A 15,326-nucleotide genomic window follows, 5' to 3' on the forward strand; every position below is an offset into this window, starting at 1 on the left:
TAGCGAAACTAGGGAGCGGGGAAGCGACATGAGCAAGGTCACCGATGTGGAGCGGGCGCCGCTGGGCATCCGGCTGATGCAGACGATGGCGAAGGAGCCGGACTGGCTGTCGATGACGGCCGAGGAACTGGTGGCCCTGCGCGAGACGGTGAACCGCAAGCGGGCCTCCCGGCTGGCGCGGGTGATCACCGGGTTCCCGGACCGCGGCGCCACGATCCGGTGGCAGGAGGTGGAGCTGGCCGACCGCACGCTCAAGGTCCGGGTGTACCGGCCCGTGTCCGGCGGTCACAGCGGCCCGGGCCTGGCCGGCCGGCCGCTCGTCCTCCACGTGCACGGGGGCGGCTTCGTGGGGACCGCGGCGCAGAGCGACTGGGTGAACAGTCACCTCGCCGCGCGGCTGGCCGCGGTCGTGGTCTCGGTCGAGCACCGGCTCCTCGACCACGAGACTCCGCTGGCGGCGGCCGTCGACGACGGCTGGGACGTGCTCCGGCACGTGCTCCACCAGGCCGCGAGGTGGGGGATCGACCCGGCGCGGACGGCCGTCTTCGGCGAGAGCACCGGCTCGGTGATCACCGCCCTGGCCGCGATCCGGGCCAGGGAGTCCGGCCTGCCCCTGCGGGCGCAGGTGCTGGCCAACCCCGCCGTCGACCTGACTCCGACGGGGTTCGAGCACCCGTCGATGAGCCGGTACGCCGACAGCCCGACCCTCACCGCGACGCAGATCCGGATGTTCCAGCGGCTTGCCGTCCCGGCGGGGACCGACCCCCGGACGCTGTCGCCGATCCAGGCCGACGACCTGAGCGGGCTGGCCCCGGCGCTCGTCGTGGTGCCGACCATCGACCCGGTGGCCGATCACGGCCGCTGCTACGCCGAACGCCTGCGCGCGGCCGGGACACCGGCGCGGCTCGCCGAGTATCCCGGAGCGACGCACGCGTTCCTCAGCATGCCGGGCGTGGTGCCGCAGGCCAAGGCCGCGCGGGCGGAGATCACCGAGTTCCTGCGCGGGGCGCTCGCCGAGTGACGGGCCGCCATGCCCGCCCGTCGGCCGGGTGATGGGCCGGCCATGCCCGTCCGCCGGCCGGATGGCGTGCGGCGCTCCCTCTCCCCCGGCCAGGGGGCGCGGGGCGGCAGGCCCTTTGCGGGGAGGGGCTCAGGCGTCGCGGTCGCGGCGCAGGCGGACCTCGGCCGCCAGGGTCTCGTCCTCGTGGTCCAGGCCGTACGCCCAGACCCGCTCGGCGTCCTCGTCGCGCCCGCGTAAGGGAAGCGTGCGGGCCAGCAGCTCGATGGCCAGCGCGCCCGTCCCGGCGTCGGCGCCGTCCTCGACCGCGCCCGCGAACTCGGCGCAGGCCAGCTCCAGATGCGCGATCCCGAGCTGGACCCGCAGCCGTGGCACGGCCTCGGCGGGTGCGGTCTCCAGCGCGCCGAGCAGCACCTCGGCGGCCTCTCCCGGCTCGCCCCGCTCGGTCAGCACCTCGGCGAGCTGCTGCGCGGCGTGCGCGGCCATCTCCGCGTCGTCGCCGGCGACCGCCGCCGCCCCGGCCTCCCGCAGCGCCGTCTCGGCCTCGTCGAGCGCCCCGGCCTCCGCGGCGAGCCGGGCCAGGGCCAGGTGGGCCAGCGGCACGTACGCGGCCGTGCCGAGCCCCAGGACCGCCTGCCACGCGCCGCGCGCCTGCTCGGTCCGTCCCTCCCGCTCGAAGCCCTGGGCGAGGTGGCAGGCCGCCTGCGCCGCGTACTCGGGATGCCCGGTGGCCAGCGCGGTGCGGGCCGCGGCGCGGGCGCCCTCGGCGTCGCCGCGCTCCTCCAGCACCACGGCCAGGCCGACGGCGGCCTGCGCCCGGTCGGGCTCGTCGGGGTCGGCGGCCAGCTCGGCGAGGATGGCCGCGGCGGCGTCGAGGTCGCCGTCCTCGGCCAGGCGGCGGGCGGCGTCGAGAGGCGGTGTCCGCAACTCTGAGGACGTCAAAGAGAGCTCCTTCGGCGACGATCGGACCGAGCCTAACGAGTTCTGGCGATCATGTCTGCCGACTCGGCCCGGTTGGCCTGGCGGGGACGGGAACCGCACTCGCGCGCCACCCCCGGCGCGGTCACCACCCACGGGCGACGCCTGCTTCGACCGCCGCCCGCCGGCCGCGTGGACGGCATCGGGCGCGGACGCGCCACCGCCGGATCTCGAACGGCTCAGTCCGGCTGCGGGTCCAGACAGCTCCCGCTCTCGTGCACCTGGTCCGCCGGTGGAGGGTCGACGAGCACATCGGTGCCCCAGCCGGTGAAGTCGACCTCGATCACGGTGCTCCTCGGCAGGCCGGCCTCGGCCATGGGATACGCCTCGGTGAGGTGCAGCCGGCGGGGAAGCCGGTCCGGTCCGACCCACAGCCGCCAGGAGACCTGTGTCGAGTCGCGCCGCTCGCGCGCCTGGGCGGCGAGCACGGGGTCGCCGTGCGGAGCCGGATGGCCGAGCTGCGCCAGGGAACCGCTCCCGGCGTGCACGACGGTGGTCACCCCGTCGATGGGCTCCCCCGCAGAGGGAGCCGGGGCCGCCAGTCTTCGCAGCACCTCGGGTGAGACGAGGTCGCGCAGGCCGAGCCGGCCGACGGCGGCCAGCATCTGGTCGCACCGGGGGCCGCCGCCGTGCAGCCAGGACTTGCCCGCGGGGACGTCCCTCCGGTCAGCCCGGTGTTCGTAGGTGCCGGAGCCCGCGATCGTGATCGTCCTGGTCGTCATGGACGACAGGTCGGTCGGGACGACGCTTCTCAGCTCGTCGGGGACGTTGGTCCGGTGGTAGGTCGCGGTCAGGTCGGAGGCGGTCGCTCCGAGCACTCCCGTGGTACGGCTCTCGTTGTATTCGCCGATGTCGACCGGCACGACGTCGTCCTCCGCCGGAGAGGTGAACGCCTTCTCACCGTAGTCCAGGCGGACGAGCCTGGAGACGTGCACACCGGCTGAGCCCCTCATCCGCTGAGCCACCGCCTCGGCGGGCGTGCGGGCCGTGACCGCGTCGCCGTCTCCGCAGCCGGCCGTCAGGGCGAGCATCAGCACGCACGTCGCGATCCTCGGTAAGGCCACCGGGTGATCATAAGGGTCACCCGCCGCTCAGCACCGCCTCGTCGGCCTCGGGCAGCCAGGAGTGCGGCGGCCGGCGCAGCCAGCGCTCCACCCTCCGCAGCTCCGTCACGGCCTGGAGCAGCGCGTCCAGGCCCGGATGCCGCAGATGCGCGGGGAAGACCAGGTTCTCCAGGGCGAGCGGCACGGGGTCGATCAGGGGCCGCGCCACCACGCCGGGGATCCCGCCGATCTTGGCCGTGGCCAGCACCGGCTCCCGGTGCCGCCGCAGGTAGAGGCTCATCTCGTCGGGTCCGACCGGCGGCGCGTGCGGCGCGGCCAAGGTGAGCCCGAACTCCTCCGCCAGGCGCTCGCCGAGGTCGGTCCACTCGGTGGTGGCGGGGTTGCCCGCCATGGCGTCCAGGGGGAAGCCGGCCAGCACGCCGAGCGGCACCTCCTCCAGCGCGGCCAGCGCGTGGTCCGCGGGCACCAGCACGGCGAGCCGGTCCAGCCGTACGGGCACCTGGGTCAGCCCTTTGCGCACGTGGGCGGGCAGCCCGGCGAACCGGCCGAACGACACGTCCAGCCGCCCCTCCCGCATGGCCGCGACCCCGGAGGCCAGCCCGCCGTGGAAGCGGGCGAGCATCTCCACTCCCGGCGCCAGCTCCCTGGCCCTGACCAGCGGCCGCGGCGCCTCGTGCCCCTGCATGTTGACGTCCACGAGCAGCGGCCCGCGGGCGCCGGAGACCTCCGCGACCAGTTCGTCGTGCAGCGCGAGCAGCCGCCTGGCCCCGGGCATCAGCCGCGCTCCCGCCGGGGTCAGCTCCACCCGCCGGGTGGACCTGGTGAACAGCGCCGCCCCGAGCTGCTCCTCCAGCCGCCGCACGTCGCGGCTGAGCGCCTGCTGGGCCAGGTACAGGCGGGCGGCCGCGCGACCGAAGTGGAGTTCCTCGGCGACGGCCACGAACGCCCTGAGCAGCCGGGGATGCAGGTCCACCCGGCAACATTAACAACAGATATGCGTCGATCCGGAACATTCCGGTGTTGGACCCCGCGTCGCCGTCGCCATCAGGCTGGAAGCCATGATCCCCAGGAAAGAGCTGCTCAGCGGCATTCCGCTGTCGACCGCCCAGATCGGCGTCCTCCTGAGCCTGGTCCACCCGCCGGGACTGGCCGCTCAGAACGTCACGAGCGGGTGGCCCACGACGGCGACGAAGAAGAAAACGAGGGCCAGGAAGGCCGGCGCCGGCCAGACGTAGCGCCGGTGTCTCCGAGGGTCACCGCCCGGGACGGCACCGGGCCGGGCGGCCCCGGCGGGACGGACAGCCTGCGGCCCCTCCCCGCCGGCGCGGGAAGGGGCCACCCGGAGGGGGACGTCAGTCCTCGTACGCCTCGAGGGGCGGGCAGGAGCAGACGAGGTTGCGGTCGCCGTAGGCCTGGTCGATGCGGCGGACCGGCACCCAGTACTTGCCGTCGCGCAGCGAGGGCACCGGGTAGGCGGCCTCGGTGCGCGTGTACGGGTGGGTCCACTCGTCGGCCGCGACGGCCTCGGCGGTGTGCGGGGCGTTGCGCAGCGGGTTGTCGTTCTTGTCGTACTCGCCGGAGGCCACCTTGGCGATCTCGCCCCGGATGGCGATCATGGCGTCGGCGAACCGGTCGAGCTCGGCGACGTCCTCGCTCTCGGTCGGCTCGATCATGAGCGTGCCCGCGACGGGGAACGACATGGTCGGCGCGTGGAAGCCGTAGTCGATGAGCCGCTTGGCGACGTCGTCGACCGTGACGCCGGTCTCCTTGGTGATCTGGCGCAGGTCGATGATGCACTCGTGGGCCACCAGCCCGCCGCGCCCGGTGTAGAGCACCGGGTAGTGGGGGGCCAGGCGCCGGGCGAGGTAGTTGGCCGACAGGATGGCCTGCTCGGTGGCGGCGGTAAGGCCGTCGGAGCCCATCATGCGGATGTACGCCCACGAGATCGGCAGGATGCCGGCCGAGCCGTACGGGGCGGCCGAGACGGGCCCGACCGGCGAGCCGCCGCGCAGCGGGTGGCCGGGCAGGTACTCGGCGAGGTGGGCGCGCACGGCCACCGGGCCGACGCCGGGCCCGCCGCCGCCGTGCGGGATGCAGAACGTCTTGTGCAGGTTGAGGTGGGAGACGTCGGCGCCGAACTCGCCGGGCTTGGCCAGGCCGACCAGCGCGTTGAGGTTGGCCCCGTCGACGTAGACCTGGCCGCCGGCCTCGTGGACCTTGGCGCAGATCTCGGTGATGGCCTCCTCGTACACGCCGTGCGTGGACGGGTAGGTCACCATGATCGCGGCGAGCGCGTCGCGGTGCTTGGCGATCTTGGCGTCGAGGTCGTCCAGGTCGACGTTGCCCTCGGAGTCGCAGGCCACGACGACCACGCGCATGCCCGCCATGACGGCGCTGGCGGCGTTGGTGCCGTGGGCCGAGGACGGGATGAGGCACACGTCGCGGCCGGTGTCACCGCCCGCCACGTGGTAGGCGCGGATGGCCAGCAGACCGGCCAGCTCGCCCTGGGAGCCGGCGTTGGGCTGGATGGAGACCGCGTCGTAGCCGGTGATCTCGGCCAGCCAGCGCTCCAGCGTCTCGACCAGCTCGACGTAGCCGGCGGCCTGCTCGATCGGCGCGTACGGGTGGATCGAGGCGAACTCGGGCCAGGTGATCGGCTCCATCTCGGTGCTCGCGTTGAGCTTCATCGTGCAGGAGCCGAGCGGGATCATGGACCGGTCGAGGGCGATGTCCTTGTCCTGGAGCTTGCGCAGGTAGCGCAGCATCGCGGTCTCGGAGTGGTGGGTGTGGAAGACCGGGTGGTCGAGGTAGCCGGACTCGCGGGCCAGGCCGGCGGGCAGCCGGTCGAGGCTCTCGTCGGCGACCAGCGTCTCCAGGTCGGCGCGCGAGGCGGAGTCGTGGCCCAGCGCCTCGCCGAAGGCCGTCGCGACCCGCTCCAGGTCGGCGGCGGTGGTGGTCTCGGAGCAGGCGACGGCGACGTGGTCGGCGTCGGCGCGCCACAGGTTGACGCCGCGCTCGGCGGCCAGGCGGACCACGTCGGCGGCCTTGCCGGGCACGCGGGCGAGCACGGTGTCGAAGAACTCGCCGTGGACGACCTCGACACCGCCGCGGCGCAGCGCCTCGGCCAGGGCGGCGGCGTGCCGGTGGGTGCGGGCGGCGATGCGGCGCAGCCCCTCGGGCCCGTGGTAGACGGCGTACATGCCGGCGATGACGGCCAGCAGCACCTGGGCGGTGCAGATGTTGCTGGTGGCCTTCTCACGGCGGATGTGCTGCTCGCGGGTCTGCAGCGCGAGCCGGTAGGCGGGGTCGCCGTCGGCGTCGACGGAGACGCCGACGAGGCGGCCGGGCATCTGCCGCTGCAGGCCCTCGCGCACCGACATGTACGCGGCGTGCGGCCCGCCGAAGCCGAGCGGCACGCCGAAGCGCTGGGAGGAGCCCACGGCGATGTCGGCGCCGAGCTCGCCCGGCGCGGCGACGAGGGTGAGCGCGAGCAGGTCGGCGGCGGCCACGACGAGGGCGCCGGAGGCGTGGGCGGCCTCGGCGACGGCGCGGAAGTCGCGCAGGCGGCCGGAGGCGCCGGGGTACTGGACGAGCACGCCGAAGCACTCGGGCAGCTCGCCCTCCAGGCTGTGCTCGACGAGCTCGATGCCGAGCGGCTCGGCGCGGGTGGCGAGCACCGCCTTGGTCTGCGGCAGCGTGTCGGCGTCGACGACGAACACCGGGCTCTTGGCCTTGCCGGCCCGCCGGGCCAGCGTCATCGCCTCGGCGGCGGCGGTGCCCTCGTCGAGCAGGGAGGCGCCGGCCACGGGCAGGCCGGTCAGGTCGGAGACGACGGTCTGGAAGTTGAGCAGCGCCTCCAGCCGGCCCTGGGAGATCTCGGGCTGGTACGGCGTGTAGGCGGTGTACCAGCCGGGGTTCTCCAGGAGGTTGCGGCGGATGACCGCGGGCGTGATCGTCTCGTGGTAGCCGAGGCCGATCATGGAGGTGAGGACCCGGTTGCGGCTCGCCAGGGCGCGCAGCTCGGCGATCACCTCGGTCTCGCCGGCCGCGGCGGGCAGCTTGAGCCGGTCCTTGGCCCTGATGGCCTCGGGCACGGCCACCGCCACGAGGTCGGCCACGGACTCGAAGCCCACGGCCTCGAGCATGCGCTGCTGCTCGGTGGCGGACGGGCCGATGTGCCGGGTCGAGAACGGCGGAGCTGTCAGGTCGGTCATGGAAGGTGCCTCCCGAGGCTGTGGAGACCGGCGCCAGGGCGCGGGCGAGTGCCGGGTCTCCCCCTCTGTCATGCGAACCTGAGAGCTTCGCCCCGAAGGGCTTGCACCGTCGGTGAGGCGCGTCTGGCGGACGCGCCTGCTTTCCAGAGTCGCCTCACCCGAGCGGTACAGGTGCCTGAGAGATTCCGGGGAGGGTTGCTCCTTCGGCGCCCCTGGGACGGTGCCCGGGGACTCTCCCGCACGGGGTCGTCAGCCTTGCGCCTCTAAGATTACTACCCTGTGCGGCGCGCGCGCCGCCGCCGGGCCAGCTCGTCAGCGGGGTGGTCGGCCGGGACGGAGTCCGCGACCGCCGCCCGTTCCCCCGGCAGCTCCGCGAGGGACCCCTCGACCTCGCGCCAGACCCGGCCGAGGGCTATGCCGAAGACGCCCTGCCCACCCTGGAGCAGGTCGATCACCTCGTCGGCCGAGGTGCACTCGTAGACGCTGACGCCGTCGCTCATGAGCGTGATCTGGGCGAGGTCGGCCACGCCGCGGTCACGCAGGTGCTGCACGGCCGTACGGATCTGCTGGAGGGAGACCCCGGTGTCGAGGAGCCGCTTGACGACCTTGAGCACCAGGATGTCGCGGAAGCTGTAGAGCCGTTGGGAACCGGAGCCCTGCGCCGCTCTTATCGTGGGCTCGACCAGTCCGGTGCGCGCCCAGTAGTCCAGCTGCCTGTAGGTGATGCCGGCCGCCGCGCAGGCCGTCGGGCCGCGGTATCCGATGTCACCCGGCAGCGCCGACGGCCGCTCGTCGAAGAGCAGACCCTGCTCCCCGGCACGCTGCCGCGCGCTCTCGCGCCGCACCGAATCTTCCTGGCCGGCCGTCTTTCCCTCGCCGCTGCTGACCGCCACGCGGACCTCCGGCTTTCTCTCATCCCGTGACCTGATCTGGGGGTTCGTAAAAAGGCGGCCACGGGTTTCACTTGCACCGTAGGACCGTGACCATGCTCAGTCAACGATCCGGCTCGGCGCGTCGTGAAGCGTAAATGCACTGAAATACCTACCCCGCGCGGCCGAAGTCCTCGGGGGTGATCGTGTCAAGGAACTCCCTGAACTTCTCCACCTCGTCCTCCTGGTCGTCGGGGATGATCACCCCGGCCTCCTGGACGACCTCCTCGCTGGCGAAGATGCGCGCCCCCGTGCGCAACGCCAGGGCGATCGAGTCGGACGGCCGGGCGCTGACCTCCACGCCGTTGGAGAAGACCAGGTCGGCGAAGAAGATCCCGTCGCGCAGGGCGACGATGTTGACGGCGCGCAGGCCGACACCGAGAGCGCTCAGCACGTCCCTGAACAGGTCGTGCGTCAGCGGCCGGGGCGGGGGCTCCTCCGCCTGGGCCAGCGCGATGGCCGTGGCCTCGGTCATGCCGATCCAGATGGGCAGGAACCGCTCCCCGTGTGCCTCCTTGAGCAGGACGATCGGCTGATTTGTGGGCATCTCTACCCGAACGCCCACGACCTCCATCTGCAACACGGGCTGCTCCGTATTCGACTGGCCGGCGACCCGGCACAGCTCATTGCTGGTTCGCTTATGCATTTCAACGTAACACCCGGCGGGTGCCGTATGTCCGCCGGTGCGGCCCCGAATCTAGCCGGAAGCGCTCCCCCGTGGGGGCGGTCCGGATCAGTTCCCGCGGGACGGTGCGGATCGGCCCCTCGGGACGGTGCGGGCCGGCCCTGCAGGGCGCCGCGGGTCAGCCCTTCGGGGCGGCCGCGGGTCAGCCTCTCAGGTCGCCGCGGTCAGCCTCTCAGGACGGTGCGCACGCCGTCGCGCAGCAGCGCGGCGTGCAGGTCCAGCAGCAGCGCCGACAGCTCCCTGGCCGCCTCGTCGGCCTCGCCGATCGCGCCCGGGGCCCGGCGTTTGAGCACCGGCGCGACCGCCTGTTCGACCAGGCCGCACTCGCGCTCGGCCGCCGCCTTGACGGCGCGCAGGTGGCGGGCGTGCAGGCCGAAGCGGGCCAGCGAGCCGACGGCCCGGGCCACGGCCAGCGCGTTGTCGTCGTAGCGCCGGGCGCGGGCCGCGAGCAGGCCGTAGTCCTCCAGCTCGGTGAGCGTCTCGTCGTCGATCCCGGCCTGCTCCAGCAGCTCGGCGCGGCTGAGCCGGACCTCCGGCTCGGCCGAGCCGGCGTCCGGGACGGCGCGGGGGCGGCCGAAGTCCTCGGCCATCTTGTCCTTGATCACCCGCAGCGGCAGGTAGTGGTCGCGCTGCTCGGTGAGGATGTAGCGCAGCTGCTCGACGTGCAGGTGGGTGAACTTGCGGAAGCCCGAGGGACTGCGCTCCGGCTCGATGAGCCCCTCGCCCTCCAGGAAGCGGATCTTGGAGATGGTGACGTCGGGGAACTCGACCCGCAGCAGGGCCAGCACCTCTCCGATGCTCATGTGCGAGCGCGCCGCCTGTGCGGTCATGCGGCCTCCTCCGTCGACCCCGTGGACGCGCGCTGGGGCGCGTCCACGGGTCGCTCGCTGCGCTCGCTCATGCGCCGGCGGCGGTCCGCATCAGGAACAGCAGCCGGAACTTGCCGATCTGCACCTCGTCGCCGGAGTGCAGCGGCACCTCCTCGATGCGCTCCCTGTTGACGTACGTGCCGTTGAGGCTGCCCACGTCACGCACGGAGAACTGGCCGCCGCGGTGACGGTAGAACTCGACGTGGCGGCGCGAGACCGTGATGTCGTCGAGGAAGATGTCGCTCTCGGGGTGGCGGCCCGTGGTGGTCAGGTCCTTGTCGAGGCGGAACCGGCTCCCCTGGTTGGGGCCCCTGGTCACGGTGAGCAACGCCGTGCCGGGCGGAAGCTGTTCGACCAGCGCCCGCTCGGCGAGCAGCATGTCGCCGGTCTCAGCCTCGTACGCCTCGATTCCCGCGACGGAGATCGTCGACGTGGTGTCCCCGGCGACCTCGGGTCTGGTCAGCGGTGACCCACAGCGGGAACAGAAACGGGCATCCTCGGGGTTGGCGTGCCCGCACTGCGTGCAGTAGACGCTCGGCATCGATCGGCTCGGCCTCCTACCGCGAAGACGCGGCGACGGTGCTCGGCGCGCCTCGCTTCGCTCTTCAAGTTTGCGAATGCCGCAACTTACGCTGCTGAACGGCAAAGGTCAAGGCGGGGCGCTGGACGACAGGTTCGGACGGTGACAAAGTTACCGCCGCCCGCGCCTGATGGTCCATGCCGCCGCGCGTTTCCACAATACGATCTTGCCGCGCCCCGCGCGAACCCCTGGGGCCGTTACACGCGGTGACATTCCTCTCAAGAGCTGCCCAAAAGGAGCCCCGCCGGGGCGCGGGAGCCCTCCGCGCCGGTCCGGACGCACCGGACTCGCCCCGCCAGGACGCGCCGGACTCACCCCGTCAGGGCGCGCCCGACTCATCCCGTCAGGACGCGCCGGACTCGCCCGATCAGGACGCGCCGGACTCGACGATGCGCGCCCAGCGCTCGACGAGGGCCTGCGCCGTGTCGACGTCGTGGGCCTCGGCCCACAGGTCGGTGACCGGCTCCGTGGCGGCGGGGATGATCAGCACCCAGCTCCCGTCCTCGCCGACGACCCGCACCCCGTCGGTCGTGTCGATCCGGTGGCCCTCGGCGGACGCCTCCACGGCCTCGATGACCGAGCGCATGACCGCCCCCTTGGCCGCCCAGCGCGTCGGCACCGTGCGCTTGAGCAGCTTGGCCTCGGGGATGCGGGCGTCGATCTGGCTGAGCGAGAGCCGGGTGCGGGCCACCAGCCCGATCAGCCGCACGAACGCCGCCAGGCCGTCGATGGCCGGGCTGAACTCGGGCACGACGAAGCCGCCCCGCCCGTCGCCCGCGAAGATCATGTCCTCGCCGGCGGCGGCCGAGGTGAGGGCGTCCAGGGCGGTCGGGGTCCACTGCACCTGCACGCCGTGGAAGCGGCACACCTGCTCGGCCACCCGGGTGGTGGTGACGGGCAGCGCCACCTGGCCGCCCCGGCGCTCGGCGGCCACCAGGTCGAGCACCACGAGCAGGGCGCGCTCCTCGCCGATGAGCTGCCCCATCTCGTCCACCAGCGCGATGCGCTCGCCGACCGGGTCGAAGCGGACGCCGAACGCGGCGCGCGAGGAGCTGACCAGCTCCGAGAGGCGTTGCAGGTCGCGGCGGCGCTCGGCGAGCGTCTCGGTCGGCGAGGCGTCGTCGAGCCGCGCGTTGACCGTCAGCACCTCGACGCCGACGCGGCCGAGCAGGGTCGGCAGGACCAGCGAGGAGGTGCCGCCCGCGCAGTCGACGACGACCTTCATGCCGGAGATGCCGCTCATGTCGATGCGGCGCAGCAGCTCGTGGGTGTAATCCTCGACGACCCGCGCCGGGTAGTGCAGCTCGGCGATCTCGCCGGGGAAGGCCCGGCGGAACTCCTGGCGGGAGAAGACCCGCTCCAGCTTGCGCTGGGCGCCGGCGGGCAGGTCGGCGCCCCGGTCGTCCATGATGACGATGTCCACGCTCTGCGGGTCGCCGGCGGTGGTGCGCAGGGCGATGCCGCCGGCGGCCGAGTCGCGGGCGGTGTGGAAACGGGCCACCGGCAGCGGGGCGGCCTCCAGGTCGAGCACGTTGATGGCGCTGGCGGTGAGCGCGCTGATCACGGCCCGCTTGAGCGCCCTGGCCGCCAGCGAGGAGTCGCGCGAGGTGATGACGTGCGCGCCCTTCTTCAGGGTGGTGGCGTACGCGCTGGCCAGCCGTACGCACAGCTCCGGGGTGATCTCGACGTTGACCAGGCCGCTGACGCCGCGCGGGCCGAACAGGTTGCGCTGGCCGCGCGACTCCCAGATGACGCTGGTGTTGACGACCGCCCCGGCCTCGATGGTCTTGAACGGGTAGACCTTGACGCCGCTGGAGACGTACGCCTCCGGCTCGATGACGCACTCGTCGCCGATGACGGCGTTCTCCTCGATGCGGGCGCCCGCCATGATGTCGGTGTTCTTGCCGACGACGCAGCCGCGCAGGTGGGCGCCGGGGCCGAGGTAGACGTTGTCGTGGACGACGGCCCGGTGCAGGAAGGCACCCTCGCGCACGACCGCGTTGTTGCCGAGGACGGTGTACTCGCGCAGCTCGGCGCCCGCCTCGACCTTGGCGTAGTCGCCGATGAGCAGCGGGCCCTTGAGCACCGCGTCGGGGTCGACGGAGGCCGACTCGGCGACCCAGACGCCCGGCGACAGCTCGAAGCCGCCGATGTCCAGCCTGACCTTGCCGGACAGGGCGTCGGCCTGGGCCTTGAGGTAGCTCTCGTGGGTGCCGACGTCCTCCCAGTAGCCGTCGGCGACGTAGCCGAAGATGGGGGCGCCGCTCTCCAGCAGGCGGGGGAAGACGTCGGAGGACCAGTCCACGGGCTCTCCGGAGGCCACGTGGTCGAGGACCTCGGGCTCCATGACGTACACGCCGGTGTTGACGGTGTCGGAGAAGACCTGGCCCCACGTGGGCTTCTCCAGGAAGCGCTGCACGCGGCCGGCCTCGTCGATGATGACGATCCCGAACTCCAGCGGATTCGGCACCCGCTTCAGCCCGATGGTAATGAGCGCGCCATTTTCCCGGTGAAAACGCACCATATCCGACAAATCAATGTCGGTGAGGGCGTCGCCGGAGATCACCAGGAAACGGTCGTCCCGGAGGCGGTCGGCGGCGTTCTTGACGCTGCCCGCGGTGCCCAGCGGGACGTCCTCGGTGGCGTACTGCAGGCTCATCCCCAGTTCGTCGCCGTCACCGAAGTAATTGCGCACGAGCGCGGCGAGGAACTGCAGCGTCACCACCGTCTCGGTCACACCGTGCCGCTTGAGCAGGCGCAGCACATGCTCCATGATCGGCCGGTTGACCACCGGAAGCAGCGGCTTGGGCTGGTTGGCGGTCATCGGTCGCAGCCGAGTGCCCTCCCCGCCCGCCATGACGACCGCCTTCACCCGATCACTCCTTTGTGGTCGCAGTCACGAGCCGGCGTACCTGAACGACGTACAACACGCCCGCCCACCAGTACAGACCTGTTCCCCATACGGCGAAGGCCCATCCCGTGACGCGCGCCATCTCGGCATACCACCCCGTGTGGGAGGCGAGGAAGAGGAGCGGGAAGGCGTACATGAGATTGAACATGGCGGCCTTGCCCAGGAAATGCACCTGAAGTGCCCGGTAACGGTGTTTACGGAGTACGGGGATGAAACAGGCGACGAAGAGCTCGCGGGCCAGGATCAGGGCGACCAGCCACCACGGGATGATGCCGCGCACCAGCAGCGCCAGGATGGTCGAGAACACGTACAGCTTGTCGGCGGCCGGGTCGATGATCCGGCCGAGCCTGCTGGTCTGGTTGAACGCGCGGGCGATCTTGCCGTCGAGCCAGTCGGTGAACCCCGCCACCGCCAGGACGGCGATGGCCCACCCGTCCGCCTCCGGGCCGAGGACCAGCCAGAGGAAGACGGGCACGCCGAGGAGTCGCAGGAAGCTCAGCAGGTTGGGGACCGTCCAGATGCGGTCCTCGGCGGAAGTTTCGCTCACGGTGCAGACCCTACTGCGTCGTAACCGCTCGGCAGCGGGCCCCTCAGAGGCGCAGGAAGGCGTGGGTGCGGCCGATCGTCGTGAAGCCCAGCCGCGCGTAGAAGTCCTTGGGCCAGTCCTCCTCGGCGGCCATCAGGAAGATCGGCTCGCAGCCGGCCGCCTCGGCGAGCAGGGCGCGCACGAGGGCGCGGGCGTGGCCCCGGCCCCGGTGGCGGGTGCCGGTGTGGACGCTCTCGATCTGGGCGACGCCGTCCTGGACGTACAGCTCGGCGCGGGCCGCGATCTCGCCGCCGCCGGCGCGCACCCCGCGGAAGCGCACCACGTCGGCGCCGCGCCGCCGTTCCTCCACGCGGGCCGCGAGCTGCTCGACGGAGTCGTCGGGGATGTTGGGGAGGGCCTCGCGCCAGTCGTGGCGCAGGACGGGCAGCAGCTCCTCCAGCGTCAGCTCCTCGGCCCGCGGCGCGTCCGCGGGCGGGACGCCCCGGAAGGCCATGACGACGTTGGTCTCGTGGTCGTAGCCCGCCGCGGCGAAGGCAGGGGCGTACGCGGCGCCGAGGGCGTCGTCGTCCACGCACACGTAGCGGTGCCGGCGCCCGGCCAGCGCCTCGTCGGCGGCCCGCAGCACCTCCTCCGCCGGGACGGCGTCGCCTGGTCGCCCGGGGGCGGGGACGACGAGGCGGTTGTCGTCGTGGGAGGCGGGGTAGCGGTCGTTCAGCACGGCGAAGCCGCCGGGCACGGCTGCCACCCGGCCGGCCTTGCGGCGCAGGAACGCGTGCGTGAAGGCGAGGATCCGCGCCAGCTCACGGTCCGGCGCCGTGGCCGCAGCCGGGGCCGCCGCTCCGGTTCGCGGGACGCCGGGGACGCGCGGGTCCCGCCCGGCTCCTGGCGCGCGCGGGTCGTCGGCCGCGGCCGGGCCGGGGGCGGGGTGGGTGGTCACCGGGCGCCCCGGGCCGCGGCGACGAAGTCGCGGATCAGGCCCGCGTCCTTGACGCCGGGCGCCACCTCGACGCCGCTCGACACGTCCACCCCCCAGGGCCGGGCCGCCTCGATCGCGGTGGCCACGTTCGCCGGGTCGAGGCCGCCCGCCAGCAGCCAGCGGCCCGAGGGGCGGCCGCGCACGGCCGCCCAGTCCCACGGCTCGCCCGAGCCGGGGCGGGGCGCGTCGACGATGAGCAGGTCCTCGTCGTAGGCGCCGCACCGCAGGTCGGCCTCGGCGTCCACGGCCCGCACCAGGCTCAGCCCGAGATCCTTCAGCGCCGTGAAGTCGGCGTGCGGGTGGTGCCCGTGCAGCTGCACGGCCCGCAGGCCGGCGGCGAGGGTCGCCGCGCGCACCTGAGCGGGGTCCTCGCCGCGGAAGACCCCCACGGTGAGCACATGGCCGGGCACCAGCGCGGCCAGCTCCGCCGCCCGCTCGGGGGTGACCTGGCGCGGGCTGCGGGTCAGCACGAACCCGATGGCGTCGGCGCCCGCCTCGACGGCCGTCTCCACGTGGCCGGGCTCGCTGAGCCCGCAGATCTTCACATGCACACGG

Annotated in this window: 14 protein-coding genes and 1 riboswitch; of the genes, 2 read left to right on the forward strand and 12 right to left on the reverse strand. The window is 73.1% G+C overall.

The genetic code is table 11. The annotated features are described in order from the left end of the window. Nucleotides 1–28: 28 nt before the first annotated feature. Nucleotides 29–1,021, forward strand: coding sequence for an alpha/beta hydrolase (locus HT134_RS01745; RefSeq protein WP_175598479.1), 993 nt, complete (start codon nucleotides 29–31; stop codon nucleotides 1,019–1,021). A gap of 129 nt (nucleotides 1,022–1,150) precedes the next feature. Here HT134_RS01745 and HT134_RS01750 read toward each other — a convergent pair whose 3' ends face one another. The 3 genes from HT134_RS01750 to HT134_RS01760 all read right to left on the reverse strand — a co-directional run bounded on the left by HT134_RS01750 (nucleotide 1,151) and on the right by HT134_RS01760 (nucleotide 4,033). Further along, nucleotides 1,151–1,960: a tetratricopeptide repeat protein gene (locus tag HT134_RS01750; protein ID WP_175598480.1), complete on the reverse strand. Its 810-nt coding sequence runs from the start codon at nucleotides 1,958–1,960 to the stop codon at nucleotides 1,151–1,153. 215 nt (nucleotides 1,961–2,175) lie between these two features. Continuing rightward, nucleotides 2,176–3,060: a hypothetical protein gene (locus HT134_RS01755; RefSeq protein WP_175598481.1), complete on the reverse strand. Its 885-nt coding sequence runs from the start codon at nucleotides 3,058–3,060 to the stop codon at nucleotides 2,176–2,178. 16 nt (nucleotides 3,061–3,076) lie between these two features. Further along, nucleotides 3,077–4,033 (reverse strand): LysR family transcriptional regulator, encoded by a 957-nt coding sequence (locus HT134_RS01760; RefSeq protein WP_175598482.1) that lies wholly within the window; start codon nucleotides 4,031–4,033, stop codon nucleotides 3,077–3,079. Between the two features lie 85 nt (nucleotides 4,034–4,118). Between HT134_RS01760 and HT134_RS01765 the strand changes: the two genes are divergently transcribed. Then, nucleotides 4,119–4,295 (forward strand): hypothetical protein, encoded by a 177-nt coding sequence (locus HT134_RS01765; RefSeq protein WP_175598483.1) that lies wholly within the window; start codon nucleotides 4,119–4,121, stop codon nucleotides 4,293–4,295. Nucleotides 4,296–4,412: 117 nt separating this feature from the next. Here the strand turns inward: HT134_RS01765 and gcvP are convergent, their stop codons facing one another. The 9 genes from gcvP to HT134_RS01810 form a co-directional block, all read right to left on the reverse strand. Next, nucleotides 4,413–7,274, reverse strand: coding sequence for an aminomethyl-transferring glycine dehydrogenase (gene gcvP / locus HT134_RS01770; protein WP_217707139.1), 2,862 nt, complete (start codon nucleotides 7,272–7,274; stop codon nucleotides 4,413–4,415). A gap of 153 nt (nucleotides 7,275–7,427) precedes the next feature. Further along, a riboswitch (glycine riboswitch) is annotated at nucleotides 7,428–7,523 on the reverse strand. 23 nt (nucleotides 7,524–7,546) lie between these two features. After that, complete coding sequence (locus tag HT134_RS01775; protein WP_175590364.1) at nucleotides 7,547–8,167, reverse strand: MerR family transcriptional regulator; 621 nt, start codon at nucleotides 8,165–8,167, stop codon at nucleotides 7,547–7,549. A gap of 148 nt (nucleotides 8,168–8,315) precedes the next feature. Continuing rightward, a complete protein-coding gene (locus HT134_RS01780) occupies nucleotides 8,316–8,786 on the reverse strand; it encodes a bifunctional nuclease family protein (protein WP_090771501.1) in 471 nt (156 codons plus the stop codon). 266 nt (nucleotides 8,787–9,052) lie between these two features. Continuing rightward, on the reverse strand, nucleotides 9,053–9,718 hold the full coding sequence (gene ftsR, locus HT134_RS01785; RefSeq protein WP_175598485.1) for a transcriptional regulator FtsR: 666 nt from the start codon (nucleotides 9,716–9,718) through the stop codon (nucleotides 9,053–9,055). Nucleotides 9,719–9,785: 67 nt separating this feature from the next. Then, nucleotides 9,786–10,298 (reverse strand): double zinc ribbon and FHA domain-containing protein, encoded by a 513-nt coding sequence (locus tag HT134_RS01790; RefSeq protein WP_175590362.1) that lies wholly within the window; start codon nucleotides 10,296–10,298, stop codon nucleotides 9,786–9,788. A gap of 406 nt (nucleotides 10,299–10,704) precedes the next feature. Continuing rightward, nucleotides 10,705–13,209, reverse strand: coding sequence for a mannose-1-phosphate guanyltransferase (locus HT134_RS01795; protein WP_175598486.1), 2,505 nt, complete (start codon nucleotides 13,207–13,209; stop codon nucleotides 10,705–10,707). 4 nt (nucleotides 13,210–13,213) lie between these two features. Next, nucleotides 13,214–13,795, reverse strand: coding sequence for a cardiolipin synthase ClsA (gene clsA / locus HT134_RS01800; RefSeq protein WP_175598487.1), 582 nt, complete (start codon nucleotides 13,793–13,795; stop codon nucleotides 13,214–13,216). Nucleotides 13,796–13,838: 43 nt separating this feature from the next. Further along, nucleotides 13,839–14,732, reverse strand: a complete 894-nt coding sequence (locus HT134_RS47490; RefSeq protein WP_217707140.1) for a GNAT family N-acetyltransferase — start codon at nucleotides 14,730–14,732, stop codon at nucleotides 13,839–13,841. After that, nucleotides 14,729–15,322, reverse strand: a complete 594-nt coding sequence (locus HT134_RS01810; RefSeq protein ID WP_175598488.1) for a phosphoribosylanthranilate isomerase — start codon at nucleotides 15,320–15,322, stop codon at nucleotides 14,729–14,731. The genes HT134_RS47490 and HT134_RS01810 overlap by 4 nt, the downstream gene beginning before the upstream one ends. Nucleotides 15,323–15,326: the final 4 nt, after the last annotated feature.

This window comes from Nonomuraea rhodomycinica, assembly GCF_013363995.1.
GTDB lineage: Bacteria > Actinomycetota > Actinomycetes > Streptosporangiales > Streptosporangiaceae > Nonomuraea > Nonomuraea rhodomycinica.